A 24,981-nucleotide genomic window follows, 5' to 3' on the forward strand; every position below is an offset into this window, starting at 1 on the left:
TCCGCTCCCGGCGAGCGGCCGAACGCGAGGCCTCGGCCCCGGATGCCGGGCCGCTGGCGGGTCAGTTCGTCGGCCCGATGCGGTCGAACTCGTCGAGCGAGAAGACGAACTCCACCGGCACCTCGAAGAACCGCGCGATCCTGAGGGCGAGATGCAGGCTCGGATTGAACTCGCCGCGCTCGAGGTATCCGACCGTCTGGTAGTGCACGCCGATCGCCTCGGCGAACTCCCGCCGGGTGACCCGCCGCTCGGCGCGCAGCATGGCCACACGGTTGTGCACGACATCCGTGCGCTCCGATCGCTCCGTGCGCTCGACCGCGACGGCGGGAGCCGTGCGCTCGGCAGACTCGGTGCGCTCGGCCGCCGCACGTGCATCGGCGACCCGCCCGCCGCCCTCTGCGACCCCGGTCATGCCCGCTGCAGCGCGGCCTGGCGCCGCGCCTCGATCGCCGAGCCCGTCTCGCGGCGTGCGACGCGGCGCAGGACGGTCGGCGCCAGCGCCGCCCCGACGACGGCCCAGACCGCGACGACCGCGAAGGCGATGCCCAGTTGCCAGCCTCCGGCGGGCTCGAGAGCTCCGGCCCCCTCGGGGAGGAACGCGAAGCGCAGCGCGTGCCCGATCCAGTAGAGCGGCGAGCCCTGGCCGATGATCTGCACCCACGCCGGCATCGAGGCGAGCGGCTGGAGGAGTCCGGAGACCCACGCGAGCAGGCCGACCACGACGAAACCCCAGCCGCCGACCGCCCGCGGGTTGCGGAAGAGCGTTCCGAGCACGAGGCCGAAGGTCGTGAGGGCGATCGTGCCGAGCACGAGGATGCCCACGGTCACCGCCAGCCCGGCGGCGTCGATGCCGAACGTCGAACCGAGGATGATCGCGGCGATGAACAGCGTCAGCACGATCGACTCGATGAACTCGCACATGATGCGCGTGAGGAGGCCGGTGGCGTAGGCCCGGAGTCCGTCGGGCAGGGATCGGGCGCGGATCAGCGTGCCGTCTTCGCGCTCCGCGACCACGACCGCGGCGAGACCGTAGCAGGTGATCATCAGCAGCTGAATCGTCAGGAGGCTCGGCATGATGAACGACGTGACCGGCACCCCGGGCGCGAGCTCGCCGTCACGGGTGAACCACAGCACCAGGGCGAGCGCGATCAGGCCGACGACGGTGTACGCCGTCTCGCTCGGGGTTCGCAGGGAGATCCAGTGCTCGGTGATGCCGCGCCTGATGCCCGCACGCACCGCGTTCGTCCTCGGGTTCACGGCGATCACCCCTCCCCGATGACGATGTCGACGGGCGCCGCCTCGTGCCGGGCGACCATCGCGAGGTAGGTCTCCTCGAGCGTCTGCGCTCGTACCTGCAGTTCGGTGACGATCACGTCGGGTCGCACGAGCAGGTCGCGCACGAACGGCACGGGGTCGCTCGCGCTGTGCACGTGCCGCGTGCCGCCCTCGCGCCACGTGATCTCGCTGGCGCCGGCGACCTCGGCTGCGAGGTCGGCCGGGCTGCCGTCGGCGACGATGCGGCCTCCGTCGAGGATCAGGATGCGGCTCGCGATCTTCTCCGCTTCGGCAAGGTCGTGCGTCGTGAGCAGCACGGTCGTGTCGTCGAAGTCGCTCAGCCGATGGATCAGCTCATGGAAGTCGTGCCGCGCGATCGGGTCGAAGCCGGTCGTCGGCTCGTCGAGGAACAGCAGCTCGGGTCGGCCGACGAGGCCGATGGCCACGTCGAGGCGGCGACGCTGGCCGCCCGACAACGAACGCACCTGCGACGTGCGATGGCTCTCGAGCCCGACGAGCTCGAGCAGGTCGTCTGCCCCGTACGGACCGGGGCGATCGGATGCCGCGTACGGCTCGTACATCGTCCCGAACTGCTCGAGCAGCTCGCCGACCCGCCATCTCGCGTGGTCGCGCCACGATTGCAGCACGACGCCGACCTTCGCACGCCATGCCTCTCCGGCGTGCGCGGGATCTTCGCCGAGCACGGCGACCTCGCCGCCCAGTCGCTCTCGGAAGCCCTCGAGGATCTCGATCGTGGTGGTCTTGCCCGCGCCGTTCGGGCCGAGAAGCGCGACGACCTCTCCGCGATCGACACTCAGGTCGATGCCGTCGAGCACGACACGACCGCCGTAGGCCATGCGGAGTCCGCGCACATCGATGACCGGTTCTCGGAACATCAGCGCCTCGATTCCATCATCGGAAGACTACGAGATGTAGCATACCTACTACATCTCGGAACCGCCAGAGCCTGTGACCGGTCGCCCGGCATCAGCCGTTCGCCGTCAGGCTCGCGGCGGCACGCTCGGCATCACGCCGCTCGGCGGCGGCAGCCGATCGGCCTCCGCGAGCCGCTTCGCCGCGAGCACGGCGAGCAGCCCGACTGCGGCACCGAGGACCGTCTCGAGCACCCGGTCGGCGAGCAGGCCCACGAGCGGCGCAGGCGAGGCGAGGTGGGCGACGGTCAGCGCGAGCGGGGTCACGAAGACGAGTGCGGCGCCGTAGTGGCGGCCGACGAGCAGTTCGGCGCCGAACTGGCACACGGCGATGATGACCACGAGCACCCAGACCGGCGGATCGGGCCAGAGCAGCACGGCCGTGACGAGCACGCCGACGAGCGTTCCGACGACGCGGTGCACGGCGCGCTGCGCGGTGTGCGCGGCCCGGGCGGGCGGGATCACCGCGACCGCGCTCACCACGGCCCAGTAGGGGTGCCCGAGCCCGACGACGAGCGCGAGCGCGCCGGCGACGAGCGCGGCGACGACGTTCTGCGCGACGTTCACCCAGAGGCGCGCATCGCGCATCGCCTCGGCGCGCATCGAGGTGCGCCGCGGCAGGTCTCGGAAGACGGCCGCGGTTCGGCCCGGTGCGGCGCGACGCAGCAGCCAGCCCGACATCGCGAGCAGCCACGCGAACGCGGCAGCGGCCCATGCGACGCCCCATCGCAACCACGCGGTGCCGTCGTCGACGGGCTGGGCCGCGCACACGAGCAGGCCGAACACCGCGAAGAGCGGGCCCGACGGCGTGACGCCGAACACGTTGAAGGCCACGATGACGGCCGTGACGAGCACGGCGAGCGCGAGCGCGACGACGGCGACCGGCGCGTGCATCGCAGCCAGCAGGATGCCGAGCCCGGTGGCGGCCAGCTGCACGGCCGCGGCCGTCGTGACCGTGCGCAGGCGGGTGCGGTAGGGCTCGCTGCGGCCGAAGATCGCGGTCATGGCACCGAACGCGGCGTATGCCGCGTACTCGGTCAGGCCGAGGGCAACGAGCAGCCCGAGCGGCACCGCGGCGGCGACTGCGGCGCGGAGGGCGACCTCGACGTCGAGCGTGCGGAGCCGCCGCAGCCCGGCGCCGAGCGAGCGCTCGGGGCTCACGACATCCGGCCCAGGTGCACGGCCGCGTAGGCCAGCGCCGCGACGGTCTCGCCGTCGGTGATGCCGCCGCCGCGCACCATCGACCACACCTCGGCCCACGGCACGGCGCGCACCTGGCTGATGCCCTCTTCGTGCTGGTGGTGCGCCGCGGAGTCGGCGAGCTCGAGCCCGGTCGCGAGGAAGACCGTCTCGGGCGCGCGGGCGATGCCGTTCAGCGCGGTCATGAATCCGATCTCGCGCCACTCGGATGCCGCGTAGCCGGTCTCCTCGAGCAGTTCGCGCCGTGCCGCGTCGAGCGCGTCTTCGCCGTCGGTTCCGCCGGCGGGCACCTCGATCGAGGCCCCGACCGTGTGCCGGTCGACGGTCACGAGCAGCACCTCGTCGGCGTCGGTGACCGCCACGACGAACACGGCCGGATGCCGCATCTCGACGACGCCGTAGATGCCGGCCTCTCCGTCGGGGCGTTCGACCTCGTCTTCGACGACCCGGATCCACCGGTTCTCGTAGACGGTCCGGCTCGCGCGCGTGGGCCAGGTCATGCCGTGCGCCTCAGAGCTTCTCGATCGGGGCGATCTTGATGAGGAGCTTCTTCGGCCCGGCCGAATCGAAGGCGACGTGCGCGATGCGCTTCGTGCCCTCGCCCGTGACCTGGTTGACGCGCCCCTCGCCGAAGTCGACGTGACGGATGCGGTCGCCGGGCTCGAGCGTCAGGTCGCCGTTGTCGCGCACGGTGCCGGTGACGCGGTTGGCCCATTCGGCCTTGGGCTTCGCCGACGCCGTGACGCTGAACTTCTCGAGGTCGCGGTCGCGGGTGCCCCACGCGCCGCCCGGGCGGCGGGCGTTGAGGGCTCGCGGTTGCGTGCCGCCCCGCGAGGTGGCCATGCCCGGCGACTGCTTCCAGTCGACGAGGCCCTCGGGGATCTCCTGCAGGTAGCGCGACGGCATCGCGACCGCGACCTCGCCGAACTGGGCCCGGCTCATCGCGAGCGAGATGTAGAGGCGCTGTCGGGCGCGCGTGATGCCGACGTAGAACAGGCGTCGCTCCTCGGCCGGGCCGCCCGGTTCGGAAGCCGACATCTGGTGCGGCAGCAGCCCCTCTTCGAGGCCGGTGAGGAACACCGCGTGGTACTCGAGGCCCTTGGCCGTGTGCAGCGTCATGAGCGACACGGTGCCGGAGGCGTCGTCGAGCTCGTCGGCCGCGGCCACGAGCGACACCTGGGTCAGGAAGTCGACGACCGTGGCGAGCGGGTTGTCGCGGTCGAAGTCGCGGGTCTGGGCGACGAGCTCGTCGACGTTCTCGGCTCGGGTCTCGTCTTGGGGGTCGCGGCTGCGCCGCAGCGCCTCGATGAGGCCGGAGCGCTCGAGCAGGAACACGAGCACGTCGGACACCTTGGAGGCGCCCTCGTTGGTGCCGGCGGCGATGCCCGCCGCCGACGGCGCGAGCATCGCGGCCGCCTCGTCGAGCACGTTCGCGAGCGTCGTGATGGCGCCCGTGACCTTCGGCCCGAGACCGAGGGCGTCGGCCGAGCGCATCGCCTCGCGGAACGTGACCTGGTTCGCCTCGGCGAAGCTCGAGAGCGCCGTCTCGGTCGCCGGCCCGATGCCGCGCTTCGGCGTGTTCAGGATGCGGCGCAGCGCGAGCTCGTCGAGCGGGTTGGCCACCGACACGAGGTAGGCCATCGCGTCCTTGATCTCGGCGCGCTCGTAGAACTTCGTGCCGCCGACCACCCGGTACGGCAGCGCCGACCGCACGAAGATCTCCTCGAGCGCACGGGTCTGCGCGTTGGTGCGGTAGAACACGGCGATGTCGCGGTAGGCGATGCCCGACCGGTGCAGCGCCTCGATCTCGTCGGCCACGAACTGCGCCTCGTCGTGCGCGGTGTACCCGGTGTAGCCCGTGATCTTCTCGCCGTCGCCGACCGCGGTCCAGAGCTTCTTGTCTTTCCGGTCGAAGTTGTTCGAGATCACCGCGTTGGCCGCGGAGAGGATGTTCTGCGTCGAGCGGTAGTTCTGCTCGAGCAGCACGACCTTCGCCCCCGGGAAGTCGCGCTCGAACTCGGAGATGTTGCGGATGTCGGCGCCGCGGAACGCGTAGATCGACTGGTCGGAGTCGCCGACGACCGTGAGGCTCGCGCCGGGGATGCCGCCGGTGGCGTCGGCCAGCCCGCGCACGTTGAAGCCGTGCTCGGACATCTCGGCGACGCGCTCGGCCGGGATCGGCTGCGTGAACTCGCGGATCAGCGAATACTGCGCGTGGTTGGTGTCCTGATACTCGTCGACCAGGATGTGCCGGAAGCGCCGCTGGTAGAGCGACGCGACGTTCGGGAAGGCGCGGAACAGGTAGACCGTCTCGGCGATGAGGTCGTCGAAGTCGAGTGCGCTCGCGGCGCGGAGGCGACGCGTGTACTGCCGGAAGATCTCGAGGAACATGACCTCTTGGGGGTCGTTCATGTTCGCGTTGCGGGCGAACGACTCGACGTCGGAGAGCTCGTTCTTGAGCTTCGAGATCTTCGCCTGCGCGCCGGCGGGGGTGAACCCCATGGTGTCGGCGTCGAGCTCCTTGATGATGCGCTTCAGCACGGTGCGCGTGTCGGCGGAGTCGTAGATCGTGAACGTCGACGACAGGCCGATCGCCTCGGCCTCGCGACGCAGGATGCGCACGCACGCGGAGTGAAACGTCGAGATCCACATGCCCGAAGCGCCCTCGCCGAGCAGCGCCTCGACGCGCTCGCGCATCTCGGCGGCGGCCTTGTTCGTGAAGGTGATCGCGAGGATCTGGCTCGGCCACGCCTCACGGCTGTCGATGAGCCCCGCGATGCGGTGGGTCAGCACCCGGGTCTTGCCAGAGCCGGCGCCCGCCACGATGAGCAGGGCCTGGCCGCGGTACTCGACCGCCTCGCGCTGCTGCGGGTTCAGGCCGTCGGTGAAGCGGTTGCCGGATGCCGCGGGCTCGCCCGTTGCGATGGGTGCGCCGGATGCGGCGGGCGCCTCGCGCCAGCCGGCCGGGTCGTCGGGGTCGAGGATCAGCGTCATGTCCCGACAAGTCTAGGCGCGGCATCCGACACCGCTCCCCCGACGTCGACGCGACGAGGGAGCGCTGCCGGCGCGGTCAGGCGAACTCGACGACGAGCTCGACCTCGACGGGCGAGTCGAGCGGCAGCACCGCGACGCCGACGGCCGAGCGGGCGTGGCGGCCGGTCTCGCCGAACACCTCGCCGAGCAGCTCGGAGGCCCCGTTGACGACGCCCGGCTGGCCGGTGAAGGCGGGGTCGGAGGCCACGAACCCCACGACCTTGACGATGCGCGTGATGCGGTCGAGCGAGCCGATCTCGGCCCGGACCGCCGCGAGGGCGTTCAGGATGCAGGTGCGCGCGTAGGCCTTGGCGTCGTCGGCGGGCACGAGGCCGTGGCCGTCGCCCACCTTGCCCGTGGCGGGCAGCGCGCCCGCGGTGAAGGGCAGCTGGCCCGACGTGTACACGTACGAGCCCGTGGCCACGGCGGGGATGTACACCGCGACGGGCGGCGCGACATCCGGAAGCACGATGCCGAGCTCGGCGAGGCGCGCCTCGAAGCCGGCCATCAGGCCCGGCCCTCGCCCTCGAAGGCCTTCGCCGCCTGCGCCGCAGCTGCGGCCCCGGCCGACGCGGCGACCGACTCGGTGCCGCCGACCGGACGCTTCAGGTACGCGACGATGCCGCCCTCGGGCCCCTGCACGATCTGCACGAGCTCCCAGCCCTCGGAACCCCAGTTGTTGAGGATCGCGGCGGTGTTGTGGATCAGCAGCGGGGTGGTGATGTACTCCCAGGTGACCATGGGACCCTCGTCTCTTCGTGGCGGGCGGCTTCAGGATCGGATCCGGCCGGCGACCGGGCCGCGTGCGCGCCGCCCATCGACGGCGCGGGCGTTCGCCCAGCTTCCGTGCCGTTGATTGCCAGTCTTCTCCGTTACGCTCCACTATATGTCTGCCAAAAATCGCCCGATGAGCGACGTCGGATCAGGGATCCTCGCGTTCGTCGGCATGAGCGCACTCGCCGGCGTGCTCGTGACCGCTGCAGTGACCCCTGCCCTCGCGGTCACCGGTATGGCCGCCAACAACAGCATCACGATGTTCGAGAACCTGCCCGGGTACCTCGACATCGGAGATCTCTCGCAGAAGTCGACCATCTACGCGATCCAGCCCGACGGCTCGCCCGCGGCGATCACGTCCTTCTACGACGACAACCGCGAAGAGGTGTCGTTCGACTACATCTCCCAGTACCTGAAGGACGCCGCGGTCGCCGGTGAGGACCCCCGGTTCTACGACCACGGCGGCATCGACATCAAGGGCACCCTGGCCGCGGTCGTCAACGAGTTCGTCCCCGGCGGCTCGACCCGAGGCGGTTCGTCGATCACGCAGCAGTACGTCAAGAACGTGCTCATCAACAACAACATGAAGGCTGCGACCACCGAAGAGGAGAAGCAGCAGGCGTACGACGACGCCACGGCGACCACTCCCGAGCGCAAGCTCAAAGAGATGAAGTACGCCATCTCGATCGACAAGAAGTACCCCAAGGACACCATCCTCGCGGGCTACCTGAACATCGCCGCGTTCGGCGGGCAGGTCTACGGCGTGCAGTCCGCCGCGCAGTACTACTTCAACACCAACGCGAAGGACCTCACGCTGCCGCAGGCCGCGAGCCTCATCGCGATCGTCAACTGGCCCGAGAAGTTCCGCCTCGACTACCCCGACAGCGAGACGAACGGCGCCGAGACGGTGGTCGACGGCGAGAAGGTGCCGTACGCCGACAACAAGTCCCGTCGCGACTACATCCTCAAGGAGATGTTCGACGAGAAGAAGATCACCAAGGAGGACTACGACGCCGCCGTCGCGACTCCGGTGCAGCCCGACATCCACGAGCCGACCACCGGCTGCCAGGCCTCGCCCTACTACGCCTACTTCTGCGACTACGTGACGTGGGAGATCAAGGACAAGATGGACAACAAGGACACGCCTGATGTCAACGAGGGCGCCGAGATGCTCTCGACGGGCGGCCTGAACATCTACACCACGATCGACATGCAGATGCAGGATGTCGCGACGCAGGCGCTGAAGGAGAACGTGCCCTCGACGATCCCCGAGATGGACCTCGGCGGCTCCGTGGTCTCGGTCGAGGTCGGCACGGGCCGCATCCTCGCGATGGTGCAGAACACCGACTACAACGTCGACCCCGACGTGACCGGAGACAACTACTCGGCGGTCAACTACAACGCCGGCATCGACTACGGCGGATCGAGCGGCTTCCAGCCGGGCTCGACGTTCAAGACCTTCACGCTCGCCGAATGGCTCAACGAGGGCCACTCGCTGAACGAGAGCATGAACGCCACGAAGCGCAACAACTGGGGCACGTTCCAGGACAGCTGCAACGGCCCCGTGAACGTCGACGGCTGGGATCCCGGCAACGACGAGGGCGGCAACGGCGGGTACTGGACCGCGCTGTTCAACACCATCAACTCCGAGAACACGGGCTTCGTCGCCATGGCGAAGCAGCTCGACCTCTGCGGCATCAAGAAGACCGCGACGGCGCTCATGAGCGCGGGTCGCGCCGACGGCGGCGAGCTCGGCACCCCGGCCGGCACGGACTGGACCTTCCAGCCCTCCGCGGTGCTCGGCACCGAAGAGGTCGCGCCCGTCTCGATGGCCACGGCGTTCGCCGCGTTCGCCGGCGGCGGCGTCTCCTGCACGCCGATCGCGATCGACCGCATCGAAGACGCCGAGGGCAACGACGTGCCCGCGCCGAAGTCGACCTGCACCCAGGCGATCACGTCCGATGTCGCGGCCGGCATGGACTACGCGCTGAACAAGGTCATGACCGAGGGCACCGGCTCCTCCTCGCTCTACAAGATGGACACCTCGGGCACCCCGATGATCGGCAAGACCGGTACGACCGACAACAACGAGGCGACCTGGATGTCGGGCTCGTCCTCGAAGGTCGCGACGGTCGTCGGCGTGTACAACGCGACCGGCCACGTGAACCTGCGTCAGACGTACATCAACGGCGAGCAGGCCGCGGTGCTGCGTCACAACATCTGGCCCAGGGTCATGGACTTCGCGAACTCGAAGTACGGCGGCGACGCCTTCCCGGAGCCGAAGGGCGAGTTCCTGAACGCCCCGCAGGCGAACGTGCCCGACGTGCTCGGCCTCGCTCCCGATGCCGCCCAGAAGGCGCTCGAGGCGGCAGGCTTCGGCGTCGCGCTCGACGGCGAGATCGACTCGGCGCAGCCGAAGGGCACGATCGGCCAGCAGAGCGCGACCGGAACCGCGGCGCGCGGCTCGCAGATCATGCTCAAGGTCAGCAAGGGCAACCTCGCCGCAGTGCCGAACGTCGTGGGCCAGCAGGCCGACGCCGCCGAGGCATCGCTGAAGCAGGCGGGCTACAAGGTGCGCCGCGCCACTGAAGACACGAACGACGACAGCAAGGTCGGCATCGTGCTCTCGCAGGATCCCGCGGGCGACGGTTCGGCCAAGGCCGGTGCCACCATCACCATCACCGTCGGCAAGAAGTCGTCGGGCGGCGGAGGCGACAGCGACGGCACCGACGACGGCGGCACGCCCACACTCCCGGGCGGCGGCGGTTGAGCCCAGCCAAGTCGTCGCCGGCCGCGTCGATCGCACTCGCGATCGGCGCGGCCGGCGCTGCGACGCTCGCGTGGGGCGTGTTCGTCGAGCGCAAGCGCTGGACCCTCCGTCGCGTCGAGGTGCCCGTGCTGCCCGCCGGCTCCGAGCCGATCAAGGTCCTGCACCTCTCCGACCTGCACATGGCCCCATGGCAGCGCGAGAAGCAGGCCTGGGTGCGTTCGCTCGCCGAGCTCGAACCCGACCTCGTGGTCGACACGGGTGACAACCTCGGCCACGAGCGAGGCCTCGAGGGCATCCGCGCGGCCTTCGAACCGTTCCGGGGCATTCCGGGGGTGTTCGTCAACGGGTCGAACGACTACTTCGGGCCCGTGGCCAAGAACCCGTTCCTGTACTTCTCGGGCCCGTCGGGCCACGTGCGCCGCAGCGCGCGCCTCGACATCGCCGCACTGCACTCGTACTTCGACGAGCTCGGCTGGCAGGACCTCGACAACACGGCGATCGGCTTCGACCTGCGCGGCACGCACTTCGAGTTCTTCGGCGTCGACGACCCGCACAAGGGCTACGACCGGCTCGACCTCATCACGAGCGCGATCGACGAGCTGCGCGCCGAAGACCCGCTGGGCGACGAGATGTGGCCCGACTCGGCGTCGGCGGCCGCATCGCGCCCCACGGTGACCGTCGGAGTCGCCCACGCTCCCTACCAGCGCGTGCTCAACTCGTTCGTGAACCACGGCGCCCAGCTGATCCTCGCCGGGCACACGCACGGCGGCCAGGTGTGCGTACCCGGCTTCGGGGCGCTCGTCACGAACTGCGACATCCCGCGCGATCAGGTCAAGGGCCTGAGCGTCTGGCGTCACGGCCTGCGATCGGCGTTCCTCAACGTCTCGGCGGGGCTCGGCACCTCGATCTACGCGCCGGTTCGGTTCGCCTGCCCGCCCGAGGCGACGCTCGTCACACTCGTCGCCGCGGCCTGACGCGCGAGTGGTCAGCGGGGCTCCGTTTATCGGCTATCCTTGTTGAGGCCCGCAAGGGCACCGGGGTGTGGCGCAGCTTGGTAGCGCGCGTCGTTCGGGACGACGAGGTCGCAGGTTCAAATCCTGTCACCCCGACACTGTGTCGGTTGAGACACGCAGAAGAAGGCCTCCGCGAGAGCGGGGGCCTTCTTCGTTCCCGCGGCTCGCGTTCCCGGGGCTCGCATGCTCGCGACCGGCCGGAGATCAGCGGTTCGGATGCCGCAGCTCGGCGCCCGACGCGAGCAGGCGCACGATCGACCACTCCGGTGCCGTGTCGAGTGCGCCCTCGCGCGATCCGTGCTCGGGGTCGGAGAGGATCGCCCGAGCGTCGACCTCGACGCGTCTCGGGTCCTGGGCGAGTCCGATGCCGCTCGCCTTCAGCGTCGCCTCCTTCACGGTCCACGCGCGGGCGAGGGCCCGTCGGCGGATCGGGCCGTCGGGCACGGAGGCGAAGACCTCGAGCTCGGCCGCCGAGCACATCCGGCGCACGAGCTGCGGACGGGCGAACGCCTCGAAGGGCGCGACCTCGATGTCGACTCCCACGGGAGCCCCGCGCGAGACCGCGACGAGCATGGTCGTGCCGCTGTGGGAGATGCTCACGTCGAGGCCGTGGTCGCCGAGCAGCCGCGGCTTGCGACCGGGGTGATCGGCACGGAATCCGGGCCAGCGGCCGTCGAGCCGCTCGCGCACGAGCGCCTCGGCCCAGTCGCGCCCCGCCTCGTGGCGTTCGCGCAGGTGTCGGGCCCGCCCGCCGTCGAGGTCGGCCCGCGGAGAGGCGGGCTCACCCGGACCGGCCGCCCGCGGCATCCATTCGCCGACGCGCCACCACAGCCCGTCGGCCGCGCCGTGCGCTGCACCCCGCCGACCCGACGGGGCGAGCATGCCCGACGCGCCGGCGGTCACGCCTCGGCGAGCCGTTCGGAGATGCCGCCGGCGAGCTCGCCGATCGTCGGGTAGTCCCAGACGATCGTCGGATCGACGTCGAGGTCGAACTCGTCCTCGATGTCGCCGCAGAGCGTGAGCGCGTAGACCGAGTCGAGTCCGAGGTCCGCGAGCGGCGTGGTCGCGTCGAACGTGCCGGCGTCGACCTTGCCGTACGCGACGACGCGTCCCATGAGCCAGGACTCGATGGTCGGGGCATCCGTGGTCATCTGGTGTCTCCTTCTTCTTGCGGGGCCGCGGGCGGCTCCGACGCGTGCTCCGAGACGGCGAACCGGCCGCCTCGATCGAGGATCCCGCCCGCGACGTCGACGAGGTGGTCGACGGTCCCGGGTGCCGACGGCGCGATCCGCCCGGCGAGCCTCGACTCGAGCCGGTCGAGCACGGCCGCACGCACGATCGGGTCGTGCGGCAGGCTGCCCGGGCTCGCGGCCGCGCTCACTCCGGCCCACGCGCCGCCGGCCAGCAGCAGGGCGAGGCGGTGCGCGAGCGCGAAGGCCCCCGGCGGCGCATCGGCGCCGAGCATCGCGGGCTCGACGTCGGCGATCTCGGCCCGCAACCGGTCGAGTCCGGCGGCGAGCCGGCCGACCGACGCGGCCGACCGCTCGTCGAGCGCGCCCAGCACCGCCGGATCGGTCAGCGCCGCGCCGAGCGGGTCGCTCGATCCGGCCCCGAGCGAGAGTCGGGAGAGATCGAGCTCCTCGAGCGGCTCCCCCAGCCGGAACAGCGCGGGATCGGTCGCGGTCGTCCGTCGGGAACGACGCACCCACGCCGGCAGGTTGGGCAGGATCGTGAGCAGGCACGCGGTCGATCCCGCATGCCCGATCGGCACGACCGCGAGGTCGCGCACGAACTTCTCGACGACGTCGTACGGCGCCACCCGGGCGTAGAACGTCGAGCCGAAGAGCACCGAAAGGTCCTGCATCGCGGACTGCAGGAGCATCGGCACGAGGTACTTCGAGACCGCCGACAGCACGAGGCACTCTTCAGGCGCGAGGTGCAGGGCCCGCACGACGACCGCGCTCAGCGCGTCGGCGAGCCAGAGATCGGCCATCGCCCCGGCGAGCAGCGCCCTCGCGTGCGGCAGGTCGAGCACCGCGCCGCCGTAGAGGGTGCGTTCGCCGCCGTAGCGCACGGCGAGGTCGAGCGTCGCATCGACGGTCGCGACCGCGAGCGACGGGATCACCGCGCGGCTCACCTGGAACGCCGTGAGCGCCGTCTGCGCCGCCGTGCCTGCCGCGCCGACCACGGCCGACTCCGGCAGGGGCAGCCCGTCGAACTCGGCGACGCCGATGCGGCAGCCGCGCATGCCCGCCGTGAGCACGCGACGGCCCGTGTCGACGAGCGGGCGCGTGGCGGCATCCTTGTGCCAGAGCAGGAGCGAGTGGCTGCGCGCCCCCGGCTCCGGCGAGGTGCGGGCCATGACCAGCACCGACTCGGCTCGATCGATGTTGTTGATGACCTGCTTGGTGCCCGTGACCACCCAGCCGCCGTCGGCGTCGCGGCGCGCCGCGCACTCGTTGGCGAGCAGGTCGTTGCCGTGGTCGAGCTCGTGGAAGCCGACGGCGATGCGCTCGCCGCGCAGCAGCCGGCCGGCGATCTCGCGCCGCTGCGCCGCATCGCCGGCGACCCAGACGTTCAGGGCCGCCATGAGCGTGGTGAGGCCGTACCCCAGTCCGAGCGCGGGGTCGCGGCGGAAGATGGGGCGCCAGCGGCGCACGAGGTCCTCGGTCGAGACCCATCGGCCGCCAAGCGAGGCCGGCACGAACTCCGCCGCGGCGCCCCACTCGTCGAGCAGGGCTTCGGCCGTCGTGCTCAGCCGCCTGGCGTCGTCGTCGGCGACGATCGAGGCGTAGTCGAATGGTCCGGGATGCCGCGGGTCGCCGAAGAGCTCGTCGAGCTCCTCGACCGGGGCGGCCGCCGGTCGTCGAGCAGCGTTCCGGTCGGTGCCGGTCGGCCGGCGTCCGTCGAGCAGGGTCATGCGGCGTCCGCCCATCCGTCGAGCATCGAGACCGACCGCGCCCGCCCGGCCTCCTCGAACGCGAGGTCGGCGAGCGCGGCCGCACTCCCGCTCGCCGCGGTCGACGGGTGCAGGCCGAGCCGCACGGCGATGCGGTCGAGCACGGCCGTGAGCCGCACCTCGGAGGGCGCGCTACCGCGTTCGGGCGAGGCGAGCTCGGTGGCGACGGCGCAGGCGGCGCCGAAGCAGAGCGAAATCCGCTCGGCGAGGTCGAAGGATGCCGCGGACGGCGCGGACTCGCGCGGCGCGGCGCCCGCCGCGCGCACGAGCCGGTCGGCTTCCGCTGCGATGCGCCGGGCGGGCGACGCAGCGGGACGCGAGCCGAGCAGGTCGACGAGGCCTGGCAGGGCGCGCAGCATGCGGGTGCCCCGCTTCGTCACGAGCCGGAGACTGGCGGTGTCGACCCAGGCGTCGGCCGGCCCGTCGAATGCGAAGTCGGCCACCACGCGGCCCACATCGACCTGCTCGCCCTCGCGGGCGATCGACGGGAACTCGTTGACGATCATGTTGAGGTTCACGACCGAGTTGCCGTCGAAGATGCCGACGACGCGGTTGTCGCGCGCCGCCTTCTGGAACCCGCCGGCGCCCGCGATGCCGATGAGCTGCGACCGCGCCCCGACGAACGGGGTCAGGTCGCGGAACATGAGGTCGACCGTGTCGGGCACGAGGAACTTCACGAGCGCGCTCACGAGCGACATCTCCTCGGGTGCACGATGCGCGCCGCGCGCCCCGGCGTACATCACCGCCTCCGCCAGCAGCGCGTCGGCGATCGCGGTGCCGAGCGTCGCCCTGGCGGTCGGGAGCTCTCCGAGCGAGCGCCCGAAGAGACTGCGGCCGGACGCGAACGCGGTGGCGACCGCGATCGCGTGGTCGGCCGCGCCCAGCGAGAGCGCCGTCGTCAACGGCCGGGTGAGCTGGAGGCTCTTCAGCACGATCTCGAGGCCGTGACCCGGCGCGCCCACGAGGCGATCGCGCTCGACGCGTGTGCCGCGCAGCTCCAGCCCGCTGATGTCGGCGCCGCGGATGCCGTGCGTGGCGACCTTCGGGCGGGCGGCCAGCGTGCCCGCGTCGACGCGATGCTTGTCGACGAGCACGAGCGAGAGCGCACGGGGTCCGGCGTCGCCGGTGCGGGCCAGCACGGTCATCGCCCGGCCGCGCGTGGCGTTGTTGATCGGCCACTTCGTGCCGGTGACCCGGATGCTGTCGCCGACGGCGGCCGTGGTCGCCGTGCTCGACAGGTCGGACCCGCGCCCCTGCTCGGTGAGCCCCCAGGACACGGGATCCCCGGCCAGCACGATGTCGGCCATGTCGGCCGCGATCGGTCCGCCGGCGATCCAGGCGCCGACGGCGCCGAGGAAGGTCTTGCCGTGCGCCACGGCGACCGTGAGGTCGCGGCTCGCGAGGCGGCGGATCATCATCATCGGCACGAACACGTCGCCCAGGCCTCCGCCGTGCACCTCGGGCACGTACGCGCGCTGGAGCCCCCACCCGTCGACGGCCGCGACCGCCTCCACGGGGAACGCCGACGCCTCGTCGAGCTGCACCGATCGTTCCTCGGTGATCACCGAGCCCGACTCGTCGGGCCGCCCGAGGAACCCGTCGAACGCCGCGACGGAGGCGCGGCCGAGCGGTGCGACGACGTCGGCCGTGCCGACGTCGGGCGCCGGCGCCTGCGCGCTCATGCGGGGGTCCGATCGAAGCCGAGCCTGAGCACGGTCGCGAGTCGCTCGTCGGCGAGCAGCGACCTGGTCAGCGCCCGCTGCACCTTGCCGCTCGTGGTGCGCGGCAGGGTGCCCTTGCGGATGAAGGCGATGCCCAGCTCGGGCAGGGTGTACTCGTCGACCACGCGCCGGCGCACCTCCTCGGCCAGTCGCTCGAGCTCGTCGGCCGAGACCCTGGCGGCATCGACCTCGGCGACGAGGCCGACCGCCGGCTGGGTTCCGAGACCCTCGAACGCCGCGCTGAGGCATCCGGAGGGCAGGAAGCCCTCTGCCGTGGTCTCGAGGTCCTGCGGGTACAGGTTGCGCCCGCGGATGATGATCAGGTCCTTGATGCGGCCCGTGATGACGAGCTCGCCGTCGACGAGCGCGCCGAGATCGCCCGTGCGCAGGTAGCGTCGCGCGTCGGGCTCGCCGACGAGCGCGGCGTCGAAGACCTGCGCGGACTCGTCGGGCCGCCGCCAGTAGCCCTGCGCGACGCTCGGCCCGCGCACGAGGATCTCGCCGATCGATCCCTCGCCGGCGCGCAGGCCGGAGGCGGTGTCCATGATGGCGATCTCGTGCCCCCCGGCGGGCGGCCCGCACGAGACGAGCTCGACCGCGCGCCCGTCGCCGACCGGGTCGCGCAGCTCACCGGCCTCGACGCCGTCGGCGTCGACTCGGATCGGATCCACCGCTTCGTCACGCACGCTCGCCGTCACGAGCAGCGTCGTCTCGGCCATGCCGTACGCCGGGATGAACGCGCGACCGTCGAACCCGGCTGCGGCGAACCGCTCGGCGAACGCGGCGAGCGTCGAGCTGCGCACCGGTTCCGCCCCAGTGATCACACCCTCGAGCGACGAGAGGTCGAGCGTGGCGAGCTGCTCGTCGGTCACGAGCCGAGTGCACAGCCCGTACGCGAAGTCGGGCCCGACCGTGTGGGTCGAGCGGTACTCGGTGATGAGCCTCAGCCAGAGCAGCGGGCGGCGCAGGAACTGGCTCGGCGAGGTCAGCACGCTGTCGGCGCCGACCGAGATCGGCTGCAGGAGCTGACCGACCAGACCCATGTCGTGGTAGTGCGGCAACCAGCCCATCGTGCGCGAGGCCGACGTGATGCCGACGGCCGCCGTGATCGCGGACTCGTTCGCCACGAGGTTGCCGTGGCTCACCATGACCCCCTTCGGGGTTCCGGTCGAGCCCGACGTGTACTGCAGCAGGGCGAGCGCGTCCGCGCCGATGGGCGGCGGCGCCCACGACGCGGGATCCGCTTCGCCGGCGAGCGTCGTCACCTGCGCGACCTGCGCGCCCGCCGGGGCGTCGCCCGGCCCGAGGCCGATCGCGGCGAGCGCCGTGCCGTCGGTGAGCACGAGCCTGCTGCCCGAGTCGGCGATGATCGCCTCCATGCGGCCGAGGGCGGCCCCGGGCTGGCGCATGGCCGACACGGGCACGGGCGAGGCCACGAGTCCGGCGTAGAACACGGCGTAGAGCGCGCGGATGAAGGCGAGACCGGGATCGAACGCGAGGATGACGACCTCGCCGGCCGCGTACCCGCGGGCGGTCAGCGTCGCGGCATCCGCCCTCGCCTGGCGATCGAACGCGGCGTACGACCGGAACTCGGAGTCGGTTGGGCTCGAGTAGAACCGGATCCCGCGGTCCTCCCCCGCCGTCGACGCCGTGCGCATCATGACGTCGACGAATGTGGTGCTCGTCATCGCGTCGGCTCCCTCCCTGTCGACCGCCCGGCTGAGCTGTGATGAACGTCGTCGTCCGGAGATGGCACCGGGTGTGAGGGCGAGCATATGGAGGCTTCTTGAACACCACGCGCACACGATGTTGCGCGCATGTTACGGCTTCGCCGGAGAGCACCCCCAGCTCGGGGGGCGCCTCGTGCACGCGGAGCGCGGGCGGATATGCTGTGCGCCTGTCGGGGGGCCGCGCCGCGTGCCGCCCGCGCGATCTGCACCGCCGGCCGCACGCCGGCCACCCGCGGTCCAGCCCGCGACCCACCCACGCCCATCCGCGACCCACCCCGCGACCCACCGGAAGGAGCCTCGATGGCCAACGGACTCGGCGCACTGCGGCAGCGACTCTCGCAGCCGCTCCGCGCCCCATGGCTGCTCGCCGCCGCCGACCGCCTGCTGCTCTCGAGCCGGAGCATCGCGGGCCCGCGCGACGAGCCGCACCACGTGCTGCTCGCGCCCGCCGGCGGCGGCAACATCGGCGATCAGGCCCTCGTCGAGGCCTTCATCGAGAACGTCGACGGGCGGGTGAGCGTCATCTGCCGGCGCCCGGCCGACTACTCGATCGACGACGAGCGCGTGCGGGTCGTGCCACTGCTCTCGCTCGTGTACGGCGACCTCGTCGGGCACGTGCGCGATCTGCGCGCATTCCGCGAGCTGCTCCGCACGGCGACCACGTTCTCGGTCGTCGGCGCCGACGTCATGGACGGCGGCTACGGGTACCGGGCGTCGGCGAACCGCGCGAACCTCGCGCGGCGCGTCGCCGAGATCGGCATCGACTCGCGGGTCCTCGGGTTCAGCTGGAACGCCTCGCCCCACCCCGTCGCGCTCCGGGCCGTGCGCGCCGCCGCCGCCACAGGGGTCGACACGATCGTCCGCGACCCGAGGTCGGCGGCCCGCGCACGCACCGACGGCATCGCGCCCGTGATCGACGGCGCCGACATCGTCTTCCTGGCCCGGAGCACCGACGCCGACACCGCCGCGACCTGGGCCGACCGGGTCGCCGGCCCGCTCGCCCTCGTGAACTTCTCGGGACTCGTGCCCGCCGACGGCGGCCTCGACCCCTACGTCGACGTCGTGCGCGCGCTCCGCGAACGCGGGCACGGCGTGCTCCTCGTGCCGCACGTCTCCCGGCCCGGAGCCGACGACCTGCCGATCTGCGTCGCGGTGGCCGACCGCTTCGCCGACGACCCCGACGTCGTGCTCGTGGACCGCCTGCTCTCGCCGTCGGCGATCCGCGGACTCGCGTCGCGGGCGCGGATCACGGTCACCGGCCGCATGCACCTCGCCGTCATGAGCCTCATGCACGCCGTGCCCGCCGTGACCGTCGCGACGCAGGGCAAGGTCGAGGGCCTCATGGACCTCGTCGGGGCGCCGCAGCTCTGCGTGCCGACCGACCGGCTCTCCGCCGACCTCGCGCGCGTCGCCGCCGACACCGCCGACGCCGCCGACGACCTGTCGCGCGCCATCGCCGCGCGCCTCGACGAGGTGCGCGGGCTCGCGGGCCGCAACCTCGAGCGCATGCCCCGCCCCGTTCGTACTGTTACCTCCGGGTAAACATTCGGCGTCGGGCCATCGTGCCGTCCCGCGCGGAGGTTACGCTGGGCGGGCTGGCGACTCGGCCGATGACGGACCCTCGAAGGACGTGTTCCGGATTCGGGCGTGATGTCGGGTCTCCGCCGGACGGAGAGGCTGACGTGGACATTCTGAACGTGGTGCTGTTCATGCAGCGGGCCCGGGATGCGCTCTTCTCGAAGATCGCCTCGACCGGCTTCGCGCGGTTCGGGGCGCGCACGCGCATCCTGCTGCCGTTCCGGGTCGGCAACGCCCACCGCATCGCCGTCGGCTCGGATGTGCTCATCGGCCCCGGCTCCTGGCTGATCGTCCCCCGCCTCGACGGGCCGACGCCCACGATCGTCATCGGCGACCGCGTGCGCATGAACCAGACCTCGATCTCGGCGGTGCAGAGCGTGGTGCTCGAAGACGGGGTGGCCATCGCCAGGGGCGTGTACATCTCCGACCACACGCACGGCTTCGACCAGCCCGACGTCTTCATCCGCGACCAACCGCTCGACCGGGTCGCCCCGGTGCGCATCTGCCGCGGGGCGTGGATCGGCCAGAACGCGGTGATCATGCCGGGGGTCACGATCGGCCCGGGCGCGGTCGTCGGCGCGAACTCCGTGGTCCGCGACGACGTGCCGGCCAGGTGCGTGGTGGCCGGCGCGCCCGCCCGCCTCATCCGGGAGCTCACGGCATGACCGACCACGCCGACGCCTCGTTCGCCCTCTCCGAGGACGACCCCGGAACGGATGCCGCGGGCCGGCGTCGTCGACCCGAGCCGACGGACTTCGTCTTCACCTTCAGCTACGAGACCTACTCGGATGCCGTGCGCCGCGGCATGATGCGCCCGCCCGACCGGATCCTGTCGAGCCTCATGCGCAGCCCGGAGGTGCGGCGGCTGCTGGTCGCCGACCCGTTCCGCTGGCTGCCGCGCGTGGCGGCCTCGCCCGTGCTCGATCGGGACGTGCGGTTCCCGGCCGACGAGCGTGTGGCCTACCACCGCCCGGCCAGGCTGCGGCGCGAAGACCCGGTCGCCGTCTCCGGCGTCGAGGCCGAGTACTCGCGGTACGACCGTTCGCTCGAGCGCGCCGCCGACCGCCTGGGCCTCGTCGCACCGCACGTGCTGACGACCAACCCCCTCGTGGCCGGGTTCGCGCCGTTCGAGTGGGCGTCGGGCGTCACGTTCTTCGCCCGCGACGACTGGCTGAGCTCGCCGGCGAGGCAGGCGTACTGGCCCGCGTATCGCGAGGCCTATCGCCGGATCTCCGCGACCGGGCGGTCGGTGGCGGCCGTGTCCGCCGAGATCATCGACCGCATCGCGCCGACGGGTCCGGCGATGGTCGTGCCGAACGGCGTGGAGCCCGACGAGTGGCTCGGTTTGCTTCCGGCTGCTCCCGCCTGGTTCGCCGAGATCCCGGGCCCGCGCGCGGTCTACGTCGGCACGCTCGATTCGCGGCTCGACGTGCCGGGCATCGCCGACCTCGCGACTCGACGGCCGGAGCTCCAGGTGGTGCTGCTCGGGCCGTGCCCCGATCCTGCGTACGTCGCCGACCTGCGGCGATTCCCGAACGTGCACGTGCACGCGAGCGTCGCGCGCGCCGAGCTCGTCGCGACCCTCCGCAATGCGGAGGTCTGCCTGCTCGCGCACCGTCGCACGCCCCTGACCGAGGCCATGAGCCCGCTCAAGGTGTACGAGTACCTCGCCGCGGGGGTGCCGGTCGTCTCGATCGACCTGCCGCCGGTGCGCGACATCGACGACCGCGTGCTGCTGGTCGACCGCGTCGCGGACTTCGCCGATGCGGTCGACGTCGCGCTCGGGCTCGGCCGCGCCCCCGAGGAACTCCGGCTCGAGTTCATCGAGGCCAACTCGTGGTCGGCCAGGCACGAGCTGATGCTCGATCTCGCCCGGTCCTGACGCCGGGCCGCACGACGGTGCGTGCCGCACCTCGATGCGGAGCGCGTTCCGCACCTCCGCGCCGCGCGCCCCTACCGGCCCCACTGAGCTCAGCCGAGGTCGTCCGCGTGACCCCATACGCGCCTGCCGGACTCCCCCGCGCGCCCTCCGCCACCCCCCGTTCGGAGGGCAGGATCGGCCGCTGATCGGCCGCTTTGTGTCGGGGGTGTAACCCCCTCCTGAAGAGCCTGTGAACAGCCTCGCGCAGGCCTACCGGCGCTCCGGTCCTGATGCTTTGATCGCCGCAGAGCGCGTTTCGAAGTCGTCGGCTTTCCGGCCGGACTCGGCTGGGGGCCGAAGTCCATGGACTCGCACTCCGTCTCGACAGGGCAGCGTCCGCCCACCAAGCACCCGTTCCGCATGCGGGCCTCGGCGGTCGTCCCGACGCCGGGTTCCGCATGGGAGTCGCCCGACGTCCGAGGGGGTCGTCCGATGTCCAGTGAGGCCGAATCCATCACCCGGCTCGGCATGCCGGGCGAGCGCCTGCTCGAGCGGGCGTCGGCCGTCGGGCACCGCGTCGCGGCCCAGCCGAGGCGGCTCGGCTGGCGGCACCGCCTGGTGTTCGCGCTCACGGTCACGGATGCCGCGGTCGTGCTCGCCGCGCTCCTGGTGGCGCAGCTGCTGCGCTTCCAGACGACCGGGCTGAAGGCCTCGACCCCGCAGTCCGACCTCGCGTACCTGACGCTGACCGCCGCGATCGCCGTCGGCTGGCTGGTCGCGCTCTCGGCCACGAGGTCGCGCATGCTGCGGAACATCGGCACCGGCATGGTCGAGTACCAGCGGGTGGTGAACGCGACGTTCCTCACCTTCGGCACGCTCGCGGCCGTCGCGTTCCTCTTCCAGATCGACATCGCCCGCGGCTACCTCGCGGTGGCGTTCCCACTGGGGCTCGTGCTGCTGCTCCTCGGCCGCATCGCCTGGCGCGGCGGGCTGCACCGGATGCGGCGGGTCGGCCGATGCACGACGGGCGCGATCATCGTGGGCCGCCCCGACGACGTGATGCGCGTGGCGGCGGAGCTGCGACGCCAGTACCGGGTGGGATACCGCGCGATCGGCGCCGCCTACGCCGGGCCTGCGAGATCGGCCAAGCGCGCGTCGATCGACCTCCCGACCGTGGAGTTCAAGGACCTCGCCGCGACGTCGAAGCGCACGAGGACCCGCGCCGTCATCATCGCCGGCGACCTGCCTGGCGGCAACGCCACGATCCGCCGGCTGGGCTGGGACCTCGAGAACTCGAACACCGAGCTCATCCTCGTGTCGAGGCTGACGGATGTCGCGGGCCCACGCATCCATCTGCGCCCCATCAACGGCCTGCCGATGGTGCACGTCGACCTGCCGCAGTACTCGGGATTCGCGCACGCGGTCAAGCGCATCTTCGACGTCGTCGTGGCCGGGGCGATCCTGCTCGTGCTGCTGCCCGTGATCGCGCTCATCGCGATGACCGTGCGGCTGACGAGCGTCGGGCCGGTGCTCTTCCGGCAGGAGCGAGTCGGCGTCGGCGGGTCGCGCTTCACGATGCTCAAGTTCCGCTCGATGGTGATCGACGCCGAAGCCCGCCTCGCCGACCTGCAGTCGCAGAACGAGGCCGACGGCGGGGTGCTCTTCAAGGTGAAGGACGATCCGCGCATCACGCCCATCGGGCGCACCCTCCGCCGGTACTCGCTCGACGAGCTGCCGCAGCTCTGGAACGTGCTGATCGGCGACATGAGCCTCGTCGGCCCCAGGCCGCCGCTGCCCGCAGAGGTCGACCGCTACGAGGAGGACGTCAACCGGCGCCTGCTCACCAAGCCCGGCATCACGGGGCTCTGGCAGGTCAGCGGCCGATCGAACCTCACGTGGGACGAGAGCGTGAAGATCGACCTCTACTACGTCGAGAACTGGTCGCTCACGGGCGACATCGTGATCCTGCTGAAGACCGCGAGGGCGGTCGTCGGCAGTCACGGCGCCTACTGACCCCCGGGGAAACCCGACCAACCGCTGACTCGGATCGGACGTGCGCATGACCGGATTGATCGTTCAGGAATGGATCGAGGAGTCGGGAGGCGCCGAGCAGGTGCTCGACGGGTTGCGATCGGCGCTCCCGGATACGAGGGTCGCGTGCCTCTGGAACGACGACCCGACGCGGTTCCCGCCGCACGCCGTCGACGAGTCGTGGCTGGCGCGGACCCCGCTCCGCGGGCGCAAGGCGCTCTCGCTGCCGCTCATGTCGGGCACGTGGCGTCGCGGATGGGGCTCGCTCGAGCCCGAGTGGGTCGTGACGAGCAGTTACGTCTTCGCGCACCACGCAGGGTTCGGCACGGCACGCGGGGTGCCGAAGTTCTCGTACGTGCACACCCCGGCGAGGTACCTGTGGGAGCCGGAGCTCGACAGCCGCACGGTCGTCCCGATGGCCGGCCTCGCCCGGGCGTACCTCCGCGGCGTCGATCGGCGCGCGGCCGCGGCATCGGGCTCGCTCGCGGCGAACAGCGCGTTCGTGCGCGAGCGCATCGGCCGCGCGTGGGATCGCGATGCGCGCGTCATCCATCCTCCCGTCGACGCCGCCGCCATCGCGGCGGTGCCGCGGTGGTCCGACCACCTCACGCAGGCCGAGCGCGACCTGCTCGCGGCGCTGCCGGATCGCGGATTCCTGATGGCGGCGTCGCGGCTGGTGCCGTACAAGCGCCACGACGCCGTCATCGGCATGGGGGCGAGACTCGGGATCCCCGTGGTCGTCGCCGGGTCGGGCCCAGAGCGCGAACGACTCGAGGCCCTGGCCGACGAATCCCCGGTTCCCGTGCACGTGCTCGGCCGCGTCTCGGACGAGCTCATGCGCGCCCTCTTCCAGCGCGCGCTCGCCTTCGTGTTCCCGCCGGTCGAGGACTTCGGCATCATCCCCGTCGAGGCGATGGCCGCCGGGTGCCCCGTGATCGTCAATCGCACGGGCGGCGCCGCCGAGTCGGTGATCGACGGCGTGACCGGAGTGCACTACGACCCCGACGACCCGAGCGGGTTCGCCGCGGCCGTCGACGCCGTGCGGGCCATCTCGCCGGATGCCGCGCGGGCGCGGGCGCTCGAGTTCGACACGTCGCGCTTCGTCTCCGAGGTGCGCGAGTGGGTGCTCGGCGATCAGGCCGGCGCGAGCGACCTGCCGAACAGCGTGGTCTCCGCCCGCGGGTAGCCGTCGACCCAGTCGGCCCGGCGGGACCAGACCGTGCGCCACGGCGCACGGCTGCGTCGGGTGAGCTTCTCGAGCCCGGCTCGCACGCCGACCCCTGCGACGAGCAGGCGCACGCCGATCGCGGCGCGCGCGGGCGACCACGTCTTGCGCAGCAGCGTGACCTTGCCCGCCATGACCATGCATCCCTTCGCGCCGCCGGCGTCGCTCGAGCCGCCGACCTCGTGCACGATCTCCGCCGCCGGCACGATGACCCGGCGCAGGCCCTCGCGGCCGGCGCGCAGGCTGAACTCGGCGTCCTCGCCGTAGAGGAAGTACTCCTCGTCCATGCCGCCGAGGCGGTCCCAGTCGTCGCGGCGCATCAGCAACAGGCATCCGGTGATGATCGGTACCTCGCGCACGGTGTCGCGCTGCCATGGTCCGAGCGACTCGGGATCGAAGACGGCAGAGCGCTTGAACGCGGTCGAGGCCAAGGTCGCGAACATGGCGAGCGACCAGAGGGTCGGTGCGCCCCAGCACGAGCTCGGGTCGACCGTGCCGTCGGGGCGCAGCGTGCGCCCGCCGTAGACGCCGTACTCGGGGTGCGCGTGCGCGAACCCGAGCAGTGCCGCGAGCGAGCCGGGCAGCGTGATCGTGTCGGGGTTCAGCAGCAGCACCCACGAACCGGCGGCCGAGCGCGCGCCCAGGTTGACCCCGCGCGCGAAACCCAGGTTCTCGCCGGCCTCGACGACCGCGACCGGGTCGGCCGCGAAGCGCTCGCGGAACGCCTCGACGCTGCCGTCGGTCGAGCCGTTGTCGACGACGACGAGTTCGAGGTCGACGCCCGGCGAGGCGTCGATGACCGATCGCAGGCAGGCGCTGGTCGCCTCGCGGGTGTTGTAGTTCACGACCACGATGCTGAGTTCTGGCACGTCGTCTCCG

The 24,981-nt window shown here is 71.9% G+C and carries 21 protein-coding genes and 1 tRNA gene; 8 read left to right on the top strand and 14 right to left on the bottom strand.

From position 1 onward, the window contains the following. Nucleotides 1-61: 61 nt before the first annotated feature. The 8 genes from ACFVS8_RS10515 to ACFVS8_RS10550 form a co-directional block, all read right to left on the bottom strand. Nucleotides 62-412 (bottom strand): helix-turn-helix transcriptional regulator, encoded by a 351-nt coding sequence (locus tag ACFVS8_RS10515; RefSeq protein ID WP_387061343.1) that lies wholly within the window; start codon nt 410-412, stop codon nt 62-64. After that, nucleotides 409-1,257, bottom strand: coding sequence for an ABC transporter permease (locus ACFVS8_RS10520; protein ID WP_387061346.1), 849 nt, complete (start codon nt 1,255-1,257; stop codon nt 409-411). Before ACFVS8_RS10520 ends, ACFVS8_RS10515 begins: the two co-directional genes overlap by 4 nt. Before the next feature lie 5 nt (nt 1,258-1,262). After that, nucleotides 1,263-2,171 (bottom strand): ABC transporter ATP-binding protein, encoded by a 909-nt coding sequence (locus tag ACFVS8_RS10525; RefSeq protein WP_387061348.1) that lies wholly within the window; start codon nt 2,169-2,171, stop codon nt 1,263-1,265. A gap of 105 nt (nt 2,172-2,276) precedes the next feature. Then, entirely contained in the window at nt 2,277-3,368 is a 1,092-nt protein-coding gene (locus tag ACFVS8_RS10530) for an FUSC family protein (RefSeq protein WP_387061351.1), read from the bottom strand. After that, nucleotides 3,365-3,907, bottom strand: a complete 543-nt coding sequence (locus ACFVS8_RS10535) for an NUDIX domain-containing protein (RefSeq protein WP_387061353.1) — start codon at nt 3,905-3,907, stop codon at nt 3,365-3,367. The genes ACFVS8_RS10530 and ACFVS8_RS10535 overlap by 4 nt, the downstream gene beginning before the upstream one ends. Before the next feature lie 10 nt (nt 3,908-3,917). After that, the gene (locus tag ACFVS8_RS10540) at nt 3,918-6,401 is read right to left on the bottom strand and encodes an ATP-dependent helicase (protein WP_387061355.1); all 2,484 of its coding nucleotides are present in this window, start codon (nt 6,399-6,401) and stop codon (nt 3,918-3,920) included. A gap of 76 nt (nt 6,402-6,477) precedes the next feature. Next, nucleotides 6,478-6,948, bottom strand: coding sequence for a RidA family protein (locus tag ACFVS8_RS10545; RefSeq protein WP_387061358.1), 471 nt, complete (start codon nt 6,946-6,948; stop codon nt 6,478-6,480). Next, on the bottom strand, nt 6,948-7,181 hold the full coding sequence (locus ACFVS8_RS10550) for a hypothetical protein (RefSeq protein ID WP_387061361.1): 234 nt from the start codon (nt 7,179-7,181) through the stop codon (nt 6,948-6,950). Before ACFVS8_RS10550 ends, ACFVS8_RS10545 begins: the two co-directional genes overlap by 1 nt. A 166-nt stretch (nt 7,182-7,347) precedes the next feature. On the opposite strand from ACFVS8_RS10550, the gene ACFVS8_RS10555 reads away from it, so the two are divergent. From ACFVS8_RS10555 to ACFVS8_RS10565, 3 genes are all read left to right on the top strand, one after another. Further along, entirely contained in the window at nt 7,348-9,984 is a 2,637-nt protein-coding gene (locus ACFVS8_RS10555; RefSeq protein WP_387061364.1) for a transglycosylase domain-containing protein, read from the top strand. Continuing rightward, the gene (locus ACFVS8_RS10560) at nt 9,981-10,958 is read left to right on the top strand and encodes a metallophosphoesterase (RefSeq protein ID WP_387061367.1); all 978 of its coding nucleotides are present in this window, start codon (nt 9,981-9,983) and stop codon (nt 10,956-10,958) included. Before ACFVS8_RS10555 ends, ACFVS8_RS10560 begins: the two co-directional genes overlap by 4 nt. Before the next feature lie 61 nt (nt 10,959-11,019). Then, a tRNA-Pro gene (locus ACFVS8_RS10565) sits at nt 11,020-11,093 on the top strand. Between the two features lie 108 nt (nt 11,094-11,201). Here ACFVS8_RS10565 and ACFVS8_RS10570 read toward each other — a convergent pair. The 5 genes from ACFVS8_RS10570 to ACFVS8_RS10590 are packed head-to-tail and all read right to left on the bottom strand — an operon-like array spanning nt 11,202 to nt 17,365. Continuing rightward, the gene (locus ACFVS8_RS10570) at nt 11,202-11,900 is read right to left on the bottom strand and encodes a 4'-phosphopantetheinyl transferase family protein (RefSeq protein ID WP_387061370.1); all 699 of its coding nucleotides are present in this window, start codon (nt 11,898-11,900) and stop codon (nt 11,202-11,204) included. Beyond that, nucleotides 11,897-12,148, bottom strand: coding sequence for an acyl carrier protein (locus ACFVS8_RS10575; protein WP_387061373.1), 252 nt, complete (start codon nt 12,146-12,148; stop codon nt 11,897-11,899). Before ACFVS8_RS10575 ends, ACFVS8_RS10570 begins: the two co-directional genes overlap by 4 nt. Next, nucleotides 12,145-13,932, bottom strand: a complete 1,788-nt coding sequence (locus tag ACFVS8_RS10580; RefSeq protein WP_387061376.1) for an acyl-CoA dehydrogenase — start codon at nt 13,930-13,932, stop codon at nt 12,145-12,147. The genes ACFVS8_RS10575 and ACFVS8_RS10580 overlap by 4 nt, the downstream gene beginning before the upstream one ends. Next, nucleotides 13,914-15,638 (bottom strand): acyl-CoA dehydrogenase family protein, encoded by a 1,725-nt coding sequence (locus ACFVS8_RS10585; protein ID WP_387061379.1) that lies wholly within the window; start codon nt 15,636-15,638, stop codon nt 13,914-13,916. The genes ACFVS8_RS10580 and ACFVS8_RS10585 overlap by 19 nt, the downstream gene beginning before the upstream one ends. Beyond that, nucleotides 15,635-17,365 (bottom strand): fatty acyl-AMP ligase, encoded by a 1,731-nt coding sequence (locus tag ACFVS8_RS10590; protein ID WP_387061382.1) that lies wholly within the window; start codon nt 17,363-17,365, stop codon nt 15,635-15,637. Before ACFVS8_RS10590 ends, ACFVS8_RS10585 begins: the two co-directional genes overlap by 4 nt. 342 nt (nt 17,366-17,707) lie before the next feature. On the opposite strand from ACFVS8_RS10590, the gene ACFVS8_RS10595 reads away from it, so the two are divergent. From ACFVS8_RS10595 to ACFVS8_RS10615, 5 genes are all read left to right on the top strand, one after another. Next, complete coding sequence (locus ACFVS8_RS10595) at nt 17,708-18,949, top strand: polysaccharide pyruvyl transferase family protein (protein ID WP_387061385.1); 1,242 nt, start codon at nt 17,708-17,710, stop codon at nt 18,947-18,949. 140 nt (nt 18,950-19,089) lie between these two features. Further along, a complete protein-coding gene (locus ACFVS8_RS10600) occupies nt 19,090-19,650 on the top strand; it encodes an acyltransferase (protein ID WP_387061388.1) in 561 nt (186 codons plus the stop codon). Beyond that, a complete protein-coding gene (locus ACFVS8_RS10605; protein WP_387061391.1) occupies nt 19,647-20,867 on the top strand; it encodes a glycosyltransferase in 1,221 nt (406 codons plus the stop codon). Before ACFVS8_RS10600 ends, ACFVS8_RS10605 begins: the two co-directional genes overlap by 4 nt. Nucleotides 20,868-21,338: 471 nt before the next feature. Next, a complete protein-coding gene (locus ACFVS8_RS10610) occupies nt 21,339-22,859 on the top strand; it encodes a sugar transferase (protein WP_387061394.1) in 1,521 nt (506 codons plus the stop codon). Nucleotides 22,860-22,905: 46 nt separating this feature from the next. Beyond that, nucleotides 22,906-24,063, top strand: a complete 1,158-nt coding sequence (locus ACFVS8_RS10615; RefSeq protein ID WP_387061397.1) for a glycosyltransferase — start codon at nt 22,906-22,908, stop codon at nt 24,061-24,063. Here the strand turns inward: ACFVS8_RS10615 and ACFVS8_RS10620 are convergent. Continuing rightward, nucleotides 24,012-24,971, bottom strand: coding sequence for a glycosyltransferase family 2 protein (locus tag ACFVS8_RS10620; RefSeq protein ID WP_387061399.1), 960 nt, complete (start codon nt 24,969-24,971; stop codon nt 24,012-24,014). The genes ACFVS8_RS10615 and ACFVS8_RS10620 overlap by 52 nt on opposite strands. Between the last annotated feature and the right edge of the window lie 10 nt (nt 24,972-24,981).

Origin of the sequence: Agromyces sp. NPDC058110, assembly GCF_042884735.1 — a bacterium.
In the GTDB taxonomy this organism is placed as follows: domain Bacteria; phylum Actinomycetota; class Actinomycetes; order Actinomycetales; family Microbacteriaceae; genus Agromyces.